This window comes from Brachybacterium sp. GU-2, from assembly GCF_030866705.2.
GTDB classification, from domain to species: Bacteria; Actinomycetota; Actinomycetes; order Actinomycetales; family Dermabacteraceae; genus Brachybacterium; species Brachybacterium conglomeratum.
In genome coordinates this window covers 2,645,704-2,658,660 of record NZ_CP133037.2, presented here as the reverse complement: position 1 = coordinate 2,658,660, position 12,957 = coordinate 2,645,704, and the positions used below count along the sequence as shown (strand labels likewise).

Below are 12,957 nucleotides of genomic sequence, written 5' to 3'. Positions count from 1 at the left end.
GGAGGCGCGGTCGACCCGAGGTGACACGGCGGCGCAGCGCGCGACCGGATCGGCCAGCACAGCAGAGGCAGAGCGGCCGGCCGAGGATGGAGGGGCCGCGCTCAGCCCAGCAGCGCCTCGACCTGCTCGGCGAGCTCGGGGGCGAGGACGATGTCGTCGACGAGGCCGGAGCGGGCCGCGGCGAGCACCGCCTCGGGATGGCCGACGGCGGGGATCGCGGCGATGACGCGGGCGCGGCGCAGCTGATCGGGCCGCACCCCGATCACGCGGTCCTCGACGGCGGAGTGCCACACGGCACCGTTCTCGCCGAGCAGGATCCCGCAGATCTCGGCGACGACGCCGGCGTCGAGGGCGCGCTGCTGCTCGGCGGGGCGCAGCCGGCTCCAGAGGGTCGAGGCCCCGTCGGCCCAGGCGCCGACGGACACGGTCGCGACGTCGAGCCCGTCGGCCGCATCGAGCGCCGTGCGCACCTCGTCCATGGAGCGCAGCGAGGCCGCGACCTGCGGGGAGTCGACGATGAGCGGGGTGGGCAGGGCCCAGACCTGGCCGCCGGAGCGGGCGCCGAGCTCATGGACCAGCGCGGAGGACTGCGCGGTCGAGTGCCCGGCGGTGCTCACGGGGCCGACGAGCTGGACGATGTCGGCCGCGGGCAGCGCGTCGAGCGCGGCGGGCAGGTGCATGAGGGTGCGCGACCAGGCCACGCCGAGCCGCCCGCCCTCGCGCAGGTGACGCAGCAGCAGGCCCGCGACCTGGCGGGCGAGCGCGGCGCGGGGCACCTCGCCGGGACGGTCGATCGCGACGGTGACGGAGGAGATGCCCAGGCGCTCGGCGAGCGGGGAGAGGTCGCGGCCGGCGGCGGTCGGGTCGACGACCTCGATGCGGACGATGCCCTCGGCGCGCGCCTCGTCGAGCAGGCGCGCGACCTGGAAGCGGGAGAGTCCGTGGCGCCGGGCGAGCTCGATCTTCGGCACGCCCTCGAGGTGGTGCTCGCTCGCGAGGGTGACCTTGAGCGCGATCGCCTCGGGCGCACCGCCGCCGGCTCGCTCATCCGCCGTCCCGGCTGGCGCATCCGTCTTCCCGGCGCGGACGTCCGCAGTCCCGGCACGCGTGTCCGCCTTCCGGACTCCGACCTTCTCGCCCGCCGTCCGGGCCGCGGTCTGCTCGTCCACTCCCGACTCCTCCCTCCGCCCACTGCACAGATCCCCTCAGGTGAGGGCAGATGGTTGCTCGGCTGAGCGTATATGACTACGCTCACCCTCAGTTGAGAAGTCTCCCCGCTCATCTGAGCGAACGGTCGTCCCGTCGGCCGTGCCCTCCCGGGCACGCCCCCGAGGCGCCGACCGTGCCCGCCCTCCGCGACGACGCGCCCGAGCGGCCCGTCTCCGCGATGTTCACAGGAGAACAGCGCATGGGTCCCCGTCCCCACCCCTCTCCCCCGCCACGGCCCTCCCGTCCCCGACGGCGCACGGTCCTCGGCGCCGGGCTCGCCGCGGGCCTCGGTGCCGCCGGCCTCGCCGGATGCGGCGCCGGCTCCTCCGCCGGCGGGAAGGAGTCGATCGTCGTCGCGATCGTCTCGAACCCGCAGATGCAGGACGCGATCAGCCTCATCGACCGCTTCACCGCCCAGCATCCCGACATCGACGTGCGCTTCGTGTCCCTGCCGGAGAACGAGGCGCGCGCGAAGATCACCGCCTCGGTCGCCTCCGGCGGCGGCGAGTTCGACGTCGTGATGATCTCGAACTACGAGACCCCGCTGTGGGCCCCGAACGGCTGGCTCACCGACCTCGAGCCGTACATCGCCCGCACCGAGGGCTACGCGCCGGAGGACTTCGTCCCCACGATCAAGGACGCGCTCACCGTCGACGGCGCGATGTACTCCGTCCCCTTCTACGGCGAGAGCGCCTTCCTCGTCTACCGCCAGGACCTCTTCGACGAGGCGGGCCTGACCATGCCCGAACGTCCCGGCTGGGACGACATCCGCTCCTTCGCCCAGACCCTGCACGACCCCGAGGCGGGCATGAGCGGGATCGCGCTGCGCGGACTCGCGGGCTGGGGCGAGAACCTCGCCCCGATGAGCACCGTGATCAACACCTTCGGCGGCTGCTGGTTCGACATGGACTGGGCGCCGCGACTGGACTCCCCCGAGGTGCACGACGCCGTCGCGCTCTACGTCGACACCCTGCGCTCCTACGGCCAGCCCGGCGCCGCGACCTCCGGCTTCGGCGAGTGCCTGACCCAGTTCAGCCAGGGCAACGCCGCCATGTGGTTCGACGCCTCCTCGATGGTCTCCGGCGTCGAGAACCCCGACTCCTCGACCGTCGTCGGGAAGACCGGCTACGCGCTCGGGCCGACGAAGGACACCGAGTACGCCGGCTGGCTCTACTCCTGGGCGCTCGCGATCCCCGAGACCAGCCGCAAGAAGGACGCGGCCTGGGAGTTCATCGCCTGGATGACCCACCCCGACTACTTCCAGCTGGTGGGCCAGGAGATCGGCTGGGAGGCGCTGCCACCCGGGTCGCGCCTGTCCACCTACGAGATCCCCGAGTACGCGGAGCTCTCGAAGACCTACGCCGAGCCGACCCTCGACTCGATGGAGAACTCGACCCAGGAGAACTCGATGACCGTGGACGTCCCCTACGACGGACTGCAGAACGTCGTGATCCCCGAGTTCCAGGACCTCGGCACCCGCGTCGGCCAGCAGTTCTCCGCCGCGATCGCCGGGCAGAAGAGCGTCGAGGAGGCCCTCGACCAGGCGCAGGGCTTCGCCGAGTCCGTCGCCCGCACCTACGGCTGGGAGGGCTGAGCCATGACCGCACTGGACACCGCACCGGCGCCCGGAGGGCGCGCCCCGTCGGCCGACGGGCCCCGCTCCCGCGGCCGCGAGGACGGGGCCTCCCGCGCCGAGGGCTGGCGTCGTCGGCTCCCGCTGATGCCCGCCTTCGTGTTCGTCGTGATCTGCACCCAGATCCCGTTCCTGCTCACGATCTGGTACTCGCTGCGCTCACGGAACCTGCTGCGCCCCGAGGGAGAGACGTTCGTGGGGCTGCGGAACTACCTCGACCTCGCCGTCGACTCGACCTTCCGCACCGCGGCGCTGAACTCGATCCTCATCACGCTGGGCTGTGTGCTCGTCTCGCTGCTGCTGGGACTCGGGCTCGCGCTGCTGCTGGACCGGGAGTTCGTGGGCCGCGGGTTCATCCGCACCCTGCTGATCACGCCGTTCCTGATCATGCCGGTGGCCGGCGCGATGCTGTGGTCGATCTCGATGTTCGACCCCACTTACGGGCTCGTGAACTGGCTGATCGGCACCGTCGGCATCTCCCCGGTGGACTGGACCAGCCAGTTCCCGATGCTCTCGATCATCATCGCGCTGGTGTGGCAGTGGACGCCGTTCATGATGCTGCTGCTCCTGGCCGGCCTGCAGTCCCAGACCGGCGACGTGCTCGAGGCCGCGCAGATGGACGGGGCCGGGACGTGGACCACCTTCGTCCACGTCACCCTCCCCCACCTGCGGTTCTACCTCGAGCTGTCGGTGCTGCTGGGCGCGATCTACGTGGTCAACACCTTCGACCAGATCTACCTCATGACCGCGGGCGGGCCCGGCACGGCGTCCGCGAACCTGCCGTTCTACATCTACCAGCGCGCCTTCCTCGGCTTCGACATCGGGCAGTCCGCCGCGATGGGCGTGGTCACGGTGATCGCCACGATCATCATCGCGACCTTCGCGCTGCGCCTGATCTTCACGAGCATCAACTCCAAGGAGCAATCATGAGCACCTTCCTCGATCGACGAACTGCGAGGAACGAGCGGGAGGAGAGGGAGTCATGAGCACAGCGACAGTCTCCCCGTCGGCCGCTCCTGCCGCCGTGCGCGCTCCCCGCGCCCGTCGCGGGAAGGGCCGGATCGGCGGGCACCTGCTCTCCGTCCTCGCCTGGGCGGTCGGCCTGCTGTTCTTCGCCCCGGTGGCGTGGATGGTGCTGACCAGCTTCAAGCAGGAGTCGCAGGCCGCCTCGAACCCGCCCGCCTTCTTCTTCACCCCGACGCTCGAGCAGTACACCTCGATCGTCAGCTCCGCCCAGGTCGGCTCCTATGTGCTGAACTCGGTGCTCGCCACCGGCATCTCGACGCTGCTGGTGCTGGTCCTCGCGGTGCCGGCCGCGTACGCGGTGAGCATCCGGCCCGTGAAGCGCACGCAGGACGTGCTGTTCTTCTTCATCTCCACGAAGATGCTGCCGGTGGTCGCGGTGATCATGCCGATCTACGTGATCGCCGGGCAGATCCGGATGCTCGACAACATCCTCACGCTGATCGTTCTGTACACGGCGATGAACCTGCCGATCGCGGTGTGGATGATGCGCTCGTTCTTCCTCGAGGTGCCCGGCGAGGTGCTCGAGGCGGCCTCGATCGACGGCGCCTCGCTGCTGCGCACGATGCGCACGGTGCTGCTGCCAATGGTCGCCCCTGGCATCGCCGCGACGGCGCTGATCTGCGTGATCTTCGCGTGGAACGAGTTCTTCTTCGCCCTGAACCTCACCGCGGCGAACGCGGCGACCGTGCCGATCTTCCTGATGTCGACCATGACCTCGGAGGGCCTGTTCCTGGCCCGGCTCTCCGCCGCCTCGGTGCTCGCCTCGCTGCCGGTGGTGCTCGCCGGCTGGATCGCGCAGAAGCAGCTGGTGCGCGGCCTGTCGATGGGTGCGGTGAAGTAGGAGGGCCGGGGAGGCCGGTCGGGACCGTCGGCCGGACCGCTCACCTCTCACCGTCGGCCGGGCCCCGCCCCTCACCGCCGGGCGGACCGCTGAGAGACCTGGCTTTCTGCTCCTATCAGGCCCGATAGAGACAGAAAGCCACGTCTCGATGAGTGCCGGCGCCCGCGGCCCGGCCGCCGCTCAGTCCCCGGGGACGTCGCGCTCGATCTCGGCGAGCCAGGTGGTCGACGCGGCGTCCGAGGGCATCCGCCAGTCCCCGCGCGGGGAGAGCGAGCCGCCGGCCAGCACCTTCGGGGCGTTCGGCAGGGCGGAGCGCTTGAACTGATTGGAGAAGAAGCGCCTGGTGAACACGGTCAGCCAGTGCTTGATCTCCTCGCGGGAGTAGGCGCGGCGGTCGTCCTCGGCGTAGCCGGCCGGCCACTGACCCGCCTCCGCATCACCCCAGGCCTGATGGGCGAGATAGGCGATCTTGCCGGGGCCGTAGCCGCGGCGCAGCAGGTGGTAGAGCGCGAAGTCGTGCAGCGCGTAGGGGCCGATGGAGTCCTCGGTGGACTGCGCCTTCTGCCCGGGCGCGGTGGGGATCAGCTCCGGGGAGATCTGGGTGTCGAGCACGGCGCGCAGCACCTCGGCGGTCGCGGCGTCGAAGACCCCCTCGGAGATGACCCAGCGGATCAGGTGCTGGATGAGGGTCTTCGGCACGCCAGCGTTCACGCCGTAGTGGGACATGTGGTCGCCCACCCCGTAGGTGCACCAGCCCAGCGCCAGCTCGGAGAGATCGCCGGTGCCCACCACGATGCCGCCGTGGTGGTTCGCGAGGCGGAACAGGTAGTCGTAGCGCATCCCGGCCTGGACGTTCTCGAAGGTCACGTCGTACACCGGCTCACCCTCGCCGAAGGGGTGACCCATGTCCTTGAGCATCTGGGTGGAGGCGGGGCGGATGTCGATCGTCTCGAAGCTCGCGCCGATCGCCCTCGAGAGCAGCTCAGCGTTGGAGCGGGTGTGCTCGGTGGTGGCGAAGCCCGGCATCGTAAAGGCGAGGATCTCGGAGCGGTCTCGGCCCAGCAGGTCCATCGCGCGGGCGCACACGATGAGCGCGTGGGTGGAGTCGAGTCCCCCGGAGACGCCGATGACGGGGCGGGTGCCGCCGGGCTTGTCCCCGCCGATCTGCTTCAGGCGTCGCACCAGCCCTGCGACCTGGATGTTGTACGCCTCGTAGCAGTCCTGGGCGAGGCGCGCGGGGTCGTCGGGCACGAAGGGGAAGCGGTCGAGGTGGCGGCGCAGCGGGCCGGTGGCGGGGCGCGGCCGCTCCGCCAGGACGCCCTCGGGGTCATACGTGCTCCCGGAGTGCGGTGCGTACGCGAACCAGCCCGTCGTCCGTGCGTGCCGGCTCTCCGCCGTGGCGGAGTCCGCGGGCTGTGGCGAGGAGTGCTGGTCGACGCCGTCGGCCGACCCTGGACCGTCGGCCCAGGCCATCGCCCAGTCCGGGTCTCCGGCGACGATCTCGTCGCTCTCGAACGGACCGAACAGGCTCGTCTCCTCCCAGCCGTCGAACTTCTCGAGCGAGGCGGCGTGGGTGCGTCGGTTGTCGTCGAAGGTGTTCTGGCGACGCCGCTCGGCGACCAGCCGATCCAGGTCGACGTCGACGATCGTGGAGCGCACCCCCGTCGGGAACCGCTCGGACTCCCCCAGCAGGTCACCGCACTCGTAGACGAAGGTCTGTCCGTCCCAGGCGAGATCGGTCGTGGACTCCCCCTCGCCGGCGGCGGCGTAGATGTACGCGGCCTGGCCGCGGGCGGAGGCGGAGCGGGCCATGAGCTTGCGGTCCTCGGCGCGGCCGATCGTGATCGGGGAGCCCGACAGGTTCGCGATCACGGTCGCGCCGGCGAGCGCGGCCTCGGCCGACGGCGGGACCGGCACCCACATGTCCTCGCAGATCTCGACGAACAGGCGCAGCCCCGGCACGTCCTCGACGGTGATGATCGAGTGCGGCGACAGGGCGTGCTCCTCCCCGCCCAGGCGCACCGACTCGCCTGCCGCGTCGTCGCCCGGCGCGAACCAGCGCCGCTCGTAGAACTCGCGATAGGTGGGCAGGTTCTGCTTCGGCGTGACGCCGAGTACCCGCCCGCGATGGATCACGACGGCGCAATTGAAGATCCGCGAGCGGTCCTTCGCGCGCAGCGGGGCGCCGAACACGATGATCGGCATCAGATCCTCGCTCGCCTCGAGCACGGTGAGCACTGCCTGCTCGGCCGCGTCCAGCAGCGGCTCCTGCAGGACGAGATCGTCGAGGGAGTAGCCGGTCAGGGACAGCTCGGGGAAGACCGCGATCCCGACCTGCTGGTCGTGCAGGTCGCGCAGCACCTCGAGGTGGCGTTCGGCGTTCGCGGCCGGGTCGGCGAGCGCGACCGGCAGGGTCACCGCGGCGACGCGCACGAAGCCGTGGTCGTAGATCGAGGCATGGGGGTCCGTGGCCGCGGCCGCGTGACCGGCGGTGTCCGTCGCAGAGGTCATGGCCCGAGCGTAATGGGCCGTGTCCGCCGAGGGGACGTGAGCGGCACACGGCCTGTCATGTGCAGGCCCGGTGGCGCTCGGCGCCCTCTCGTGGACAGCTCCGCACCGACGGGGCAGGTCGGTGTCGACGGGGACGGACAGCGCCACGACCTGGGCGGCGCTGCGATAGTTTGACCCGGTGGAACATCGGCACGGCGCAGGCGGGAGGCATCGACGATGAGCTCCCGCAGACCCCTTCTCGGCTGGCTCCTGATCGCCCCGAGCCTGATCGGCGTCACCTGCTTCCTGATCCTGCCGGTGGTGCTCGCCTTCGTGGTGTCCCTGTTCCGCTGGGACCTGCTGGGCACGCGCACCTTCCTGGGCCTGGACAACTACGCCTCCCTGCTGTCCGACGGCGCGCTCGCGAACTCCCTGCTGGTCACGGGCGTGTTCACGCTGATCTCGGTGCCGGTCTCGCTCGCGATCGGGCTCGTGCTCGCCACGCAGCTGGTGCGGGCGCTGCCGGGCTCGGCGATCGTTCGGGTGATCGTGGTGATCCCGTGGGTGTGCGCGCCGCTCGCGCTCGGCGTGGTGTGGAAGTGGATCTTCCAGCCCTCGGTCGGCGCGCTGAACCAGATCCTCGGGGTGCGGATCGAGTGGCTGACCGATCCCTCGCTCGCCCTGCCCGCGGTCGCCTTCGTCGCGATCTGGCAGAACGTCGGCTACATCTCGCTGTTCTTCCAGGCGGGGCTGTCGCGGATCCCCGGCTCGATCTACGAGGCCGCCCGGATCGACGGCGCGAACGCCGGGCAGCAGCTGTGGTTCATGACGATCCCGCTGCTGCGCCCGACGACGTTCTTCCTCGCCGTCACCCAGGTGGTCGCCTCCTTCCAGGTGTTCGACATGGTCTTCGCCCTCACCGGCGGCGGCCCGCAGCACCGCACCGAGGTGATCGCCTCCCTGATCTACCACGAGGCCTTCGAGGCCAGCCGCCTGGGCCGCGCGAGCGCCGTCGCGGTGATCCTGTTCGTCCTGCTGGTGGTGATCACGGTGATCCAGCAGCGCTGGTTCTCCCAGCGCATCACCTACGACATGAGCTGAGAGGAGGGACGAGATGACTGCTCCCACCGCCCGCCGTCGGCCGCTGACCGGCTCGCTGCTCGCGCGCCGCGTGCTCGGCGTCGGCGCGACCTATCTCGTGCTGGTCGTCGCGGCCGCGCTCACGCTCGGGCCGTTCCTGTTCTCGGTGATGACCGCGCTGACCTCCACCACGCAGTTCGCGCAGGAGGGGCCGCTGTCGGTGCCCGCCCCGCCGGTGCTGGACAACTTCATCAGCCTGTTCACCTCGGCCGACGGCTTTGTCACACCCGTGGCGGTGACCGTGCAGATGGTCGCGGTGATCCTGGTGGGGCAGATGGTGTTCTCGGTGCTCGCCGCCTATGCCTTCGCCCAGCTCCGCTTCCCCGGCCGTGACCTGCTGTTCTGGGTGTACATCGCGACGCTGATGGTGCCGCAGGTGGTGGTCGTGGTGCCGCTGTACCTGATGCTCTCGGAGATGGGGCTGCGCAACACCTTCTGGGCGCTCGTGCTGCCCTTCGTGCTCGGCTCCCCCTACGCGATCTTCCTGCTGCGGGAGAACTTCCGCGGCATCCCCACCGAGCTGATGGACGCCATGCGGATCGACGGCGCCGGGACGCTGCGCCTGCTGTGGCACCTGGTGGTGCCGCTGAACCGGCCGATCATCGTCACCCTCGTGCTGATCACGGTGGTCACGCACTGGAACAGCTTCATGTGGCCGATGGTGATCACCTCCGGGCCCGAATGGCGGGTGATCACCGTGGCGACCTCCGCGCTGCAGTCGCAGTACAACAACAACTGGACCCTGGTGATGGCCGGGACGACGCTGGCGATGCTGCCGCTGGTGATCCTGATGATCGTCTTCCAGAAGCAGATCACCCGCTCGGTCGGCGACGCGACGCTGCGCTGAGGGCCGCGCCCCGCCCCGTCTCGGAAGGTCATACAGCGCCCCACGACGGGGCCGGCGGACGATAATGGGCAGGACATCACGTCCCGGAAGGACCTCCCATGCTGAAGCGTCGCACCCTCCTCTCCTCCTTCGCCGCCGCCGGCCTGCTCGGCACCGCGGCGGCCTGCTCCCCGTCGGGCGGCGGTGACAGCGGCTCCGACGGCGAGGGCGGCGGCAGCGACGCCGGCGGCAGCAGCGGCGGCGACAAGGGCACGCTGACCTTCCGTCTGTGGGACGAGAACGCGGTGGCCGCCTACGAGGAGTCCTTCGCCGCGTTCACCGAGCAGTCCGGCTGGAACGTGAAGATCGACGTGGTGCCGTGGGCGGACTACTGGACGCGCCTGCCGCTGGACGTCGCCAGCGGCGATGCAGCCGACGTGTACTGGATGAACTCCGCGAACTACGTGCTGTACAAGGACTCCGGCGACCTGCTGGACATCAACGAGGTCGTCCCCGACGGCGCCTCGCAGTGGGAGAAGGCCGTGGTGGACCTGTACTCGCGCGACGGCGGACTCTGGGGCGTGCCCCAGATCTGGGACTCGATCGCCGTGTTCTACAACAAGGCGCTGGTCGAGGAGGCCGGCGTGGATCCGTCGGCCCTCGCCTTCGACCCGGCCGCCGACACGGACTCCCTGCGCGAGGCGGGTCGGAAGCTCACGGTGGACGGCGAGGGCCGCCACCCGGGCGAGGACGGCTTCGACGTGGACTCCCGCGCACAGTTCGGCTTCAACTCGCAGGCCGACCGGCAGGCGATCATCGGCCCGATGCTCGCCTCCAACGGCGCGCAGTGGCAGGACGAGGACGAGTACACCTTCGCCTCCCCCGAGGGCATCGAGGCGTTCCAGTACATGGCCGACCTGATCAACGTCGAGAACATCGCGCCCAGCGCCGCGGACACCAACGAGAACGGCGACTTCACCCGCGATCTGTTCACCCAGGGCAAGCTCGCCCTGTTCCAGTCCGGACCCTACAACCTGCTGCCGATCTCCGACGGCGTCGCCGACTCCTTCGAGTGGGCGCTCGCCGCCCCGGTCGCCGGCCCCGACGGGGCGAAGTCGCTGGTCCACGGCGTGGTCGCCGTCGGCAACGCGAAGGCCGACGACGAGCAGCAGGCCGGCATCGCCGAGCTGCTGACCTGGCTCGGCTCGAAGGACGGACAGCTGCCGCTCGCGGAGCAGGGCGTCTCCTTCCCCGGCCACGTCGACGCCCAGGATGCGTACATCGAGTTCTGGAAGGGCAAGGGCGTGGACGTCAGCGTGTTCGTCGAGGCGGCGAAGAACCCCGCCGAGGCCGACACCGGCGCCCGCGCGAACGCCGGGCTGACCGCCGCGATGCCGATCTTCCAGGAGGTCTTCATCGGACGCCTCCCCGCCGCCGACGGGATCCCGCAGGCGCAGGAGGAGGGCAACGCCGCCATGGCGGAGTGAGCCGCGGGCTCTCCACCGCTCCCTCACAGTTCGTGCCCCGAACGTGCCCAGGAAGGGCTGTCGCGCCAGGTCAGGGCGTGGGAATGTAGCCCCATGACACAGAGCACACCCCCGGACGGCCCGCCTCCGCCCCTCCCGCCGGTCGACCATGCCTCCCCGCAGAGGGCTCCCGGTCCGGAGGGGCCAGGGATCGTCGCCGAGCACGTCAGCCGCGCCTTCGGCAGCGTGCAGGCGGTGGCGGACCTGAGCTTCACCGCGCCGCGCGGGGCGGTGACGGCGCTGGTCGGCCCGAACGGCTGCGGCAAGTCGACGCTGATGCTCATGCTCGCCTCGCTGCTGGCGCCCGATTCGGGCCGGGTGCTGGTCGGCGGCGTCGACCCCGCCGAGGACTCCGCCGCGGTGCGCGCGCAGGTGGGCTGGATGCCGGACCAGTTCGGGGCGTGGGACTCGCTGCGGGTCGCCGAGGTGCTCGAGGTGATGGGCCGTGCCTACTTCCTGCCCACCGCGCAGCTGCGCGGGAGGGTGGACGAGCTGCTGGAGCTGCTGGACCTCGTGCCACTCGCGCAGCAGCCCGCGCACGTGCTCTCCCGCGGGCAGAAGCAGCGCCTGGGCCTGGCTCGTGCGCTCGTGCACGACCCGCAGGTGCTGGTCCTCGACGAACCCGCCTCCGGCCTGGACCCCGCCTCGCGACGCCGCCTGCTGCAGGTGGTCCGCTCACGGGCGGGCGATGGAGCGACCGTGCTGGTCTCCAGCCACATCCTCGGCGAGCTCGAGGAGATGGCCGACCACGTCGTCTTCCTGGACGGCGGCCGCGCCGTGGACGCCTCGAGCCTCCGCGACCTCGCCGCCCGGCCGCGGCCGTGGCGGATCTCCTCGCTGCACCATCAGGCGCTCGTCGAGGCGCTCGATCACCTGCACGTGCGCCACGGTGAGGTGCTGCCCGGCGACCGCACCACCTCCGGTCATGCGGAGGCGGTGGTGGAGCTGCCCGACGACGCGACCGCCGCCCGCCTGCTCGCGGATCTCACCGCCGCGGGCGCCCGGATCATCGGCTTCGGCCCGACGACGGGCAGGCTCGAGGCCGCCTATCTCGCCTCCGACGCCGCCCAGCGAGAAGGAGCCCTGTGATGAGCACTCCCCAGACCCTCGAGGCCGGTCCCGGGACCGACCGCCCCCGCGGCCGGGGCAGCTATGCGCTGCGCTGGCGCGGACTGCGGCTGGTCACCTCGCTCGAGCTGCGCCAGCGCCTGCGCTCCAAGCGCTGGTACGTGGCACTGGCGGTGTGGACGCTGGTGATGATGGGCATCGGCGCGCTCGGCCTCGGCCCGACGCTGTACTCCGCGCAGTGGGAGGACGTCGGCCCGATCGCGGCGATGGTGTTCAGCCTGCAGATGATCCTGGTGCTCTTCGCGATGCTGCTGGTGGTGCCGGCGCTGTCGGCCGGCTCCATCAACGGCGACCGCACCGCCGGGACCCTCGCGACGCTGCAGGCCAGCCTGCTCAGCCCCACCGAGATCGTGCTCGGGAAGCTGCTCGCTGGCTTCCTCACCGGCCTCGCCTTCCTGGTCCTCGCCCTGCCCTCGCTGGTGCCGATCGCGCTGCTTGGCAGCATCGGGATCCTGTACATGCTGCGGCTGCTCGGGGTGATCGTGCTGCTCACCCTGTGCGTGACCGCGGTGGGGCTCGGGCTCTCGGCGCTCACCTCGCGGCAGCTCGGCTCGGTGGTGCTCGCCTACGTGATCGTGTTCGGGGTGACGGTGGTGCTGCCGATCGCGTGGGGCTCCACCGCCGTGGTGCTGAACGAGGAGCGGGAGGTCACGAACTACTACACCGTCTACGACGACGAGTACTCGATGGAGAAGGGCCGGTGCGCGGCGGAGCAGGTCGAGGAGACGGTGCCCCGGCTGGACCTCTCCCTGCCGCTGCTGTGGGGGAACCCGGTGGTGCTCCTGGCCGAGGCCGCGCCGACCCTCCCCGCGGACTACGACCCGCTCGAGGACCCGGACACGGATCTTCTGACGACGCTGAAGACCGGGATGCGCTCCGCCGCGACCACCACCCACCCCGTCCACTCCGTGTACTGCTCGCCGGACGACCCCGGCTACCCCACCGATCTCGGCACGCCGCCGAACCGTCCGGTGTGGCCGATGGGTCTCGGGCTGTGGCTGCTCGTCGGGGCGCTGTCGCTGCTGGTCGCGGTGCGGCGGCTCGCCGTGCCGGTCCGACGGCTCGGCGCAGGCACCCGGATCGCCTGAGGCGACGAGGCCGGTCGTGGCTAGGTGCTGGCGTCCCGCGTTCCGGTACG

The 12,957-nt window shown here is 71.0% G+C and carries 10 protein-coding genes; 8 read left to right on the top strand and 2 right to left on the bottom strand.

Going from position 1 to position 12,957, the window contains the following annotated elements:
• Nucleotides 1-101: 101 nt before the first annotated feature.
• Complete coding sequence (locus RBL05_RS12070; protein ID WP_318603657.1) at nt 102-1,169, bottom strand: sugar-binding transcriptional regulator; 1,068 nt, start codon at nt 1,167-1,169, stop codon at nt 102-104.
• Between the two features lie 239 nt (nt 1,170-1,408).
• On the opposite strand from RBL05_RS12070, the gene RBL05_RS12065 reads away from it, so the two are divergent.
• Genes RBL05_RS12065 through RBL05_RS12055 form a run of 3 tightly spaced genes read left to right on the top strand, consistent with a single transcriptional unit; the run spans nt 1,409 to nt 4,709 of the window.
• Complete coding sequence (locus RBL05_RS12065; RefSeq protein ID WP_412523792.1) at nt 1,409-2,803, top strand: ABC transporter substrate-binding protein; 1,395 nt, start codon at nt 1,409-1,411, stop codon at nt 2,801-2,803.
• Between the two features lie 3 nt (nt 2,804-2,806).
• Nucleotides 2,807-3,772 (top strand): carbohydrate ABC transporter permease, encoded by a 966-nt coding sequence (locus RBL05_RS12060; protein ID WP_308739262.1) that lies wholly within the window; start codon nt 2,807-2,809, stop codon nt 3,770-3,772.
• Nucleotides 3,773-3,824: 52 nt separating this feature from the next.
• Nucleotides 3,825-4,709, top strand: coding sequence for a carbohydrate ABC transporter permease (locus RBL05_RS12055; RefSeq protein WP_308739263.1), 885 nt, complete (start codon nt 3,825-3,827; stop codon nt 4,707-4,709).
• Nucleotides 4,710-4,889: 180 nt separating this feature from the next.
• On the opposite strand, the gene RBL05_RS12050 is transcribed toward RBL05_RS12055, so the two are convergent.
• Nucleotides 4,890-7,220: an NAD(+) synthase gene (locus RBL05_RS12050; RefSeq protein WP_308739264.1), complete on the bottom strand. Its 2,331-nt coding sequence runs from the start codon at nt 7,218-7,220 to the stop codon at nt 4,890-4,892.
• 216 nt (nt 7,221-7,436) lie between these two features.
• On the opposite strand from RBL05_RS12050, the gene RBL05_RS12045 reads away from it, so the two are divergent.
• The 5 genes from RBL05_RS12045 to RBL05_RS12025 all read left to right on the top strand — a co-directional run bounded on the left by RBL05_RS12045 (nt 7,437) and on the right by RBL05_RS12025 (nt 12,907).
• Nucleotides 7,437-8,300, top strand: coding sequence for a carbohydrate ABC transporter permease (locus tag RBL05_RS12045; protein WP_263312022.1), 864 nt, complete (start codon nt 7,437-7,439; stop codon nt 8,298-8,300).
• A 13-nt stretch (nt 8,301-8,313) separates the two neighbouring features.
• On the top strand, nt 8,314-9,186 hold the full coding sequence (locus tag RBL05_RS12040; RefSeq protein ID WP_308739265.1) for a carbohydrate ABC transporter permease: 873 nt from the start codon (nt 8,314-8,316) through the stop codon (nt 9,184-9,186).
• A 98-nt stretch (nt 9,187-9,284) separates the two neighbouring features.
• A complete protein-coding gene (locus RBL05_RS12035) occupies nt 9,285-10,652 on the top strand; it encodes an ABC transporter substrate-binding protein (RefSeq protein WP_308739266.1) in 1,368 nt (455 codons plus the stop codon).
• Between the two features lie 93 nt (nt 10,653-10,745).
• The gene (locus tag RBL05_RS12030; protein WP_318603656.1) at nt 10,746-11,780 is read left to right on the top strand and encodes an ATP-binding cassette domain-containing protein; all 1,035 of its coding nucleotides are present in this window, start codon (nt 10,746-10,748) and stop codon (nt 11,778-11,780) included.
• Nucleotides 11,780-12,907 (top strand): ABC transporter permease, encoded by a 1,128-nt coding sequence (locus RBL05_RS12025; protein WP_308739268.1) that lies wholly within the window; start codon nt 11,780-11,782, stop codon nt 12,905-12,907. The genes RBL05_RS12030 and RBL05_RS12025 overlap by 1 nt, the downstream gene beginning before the upstream one ends.
• Nucleotides 12,908-12,957: the final 50 nt, after the last annotated feature.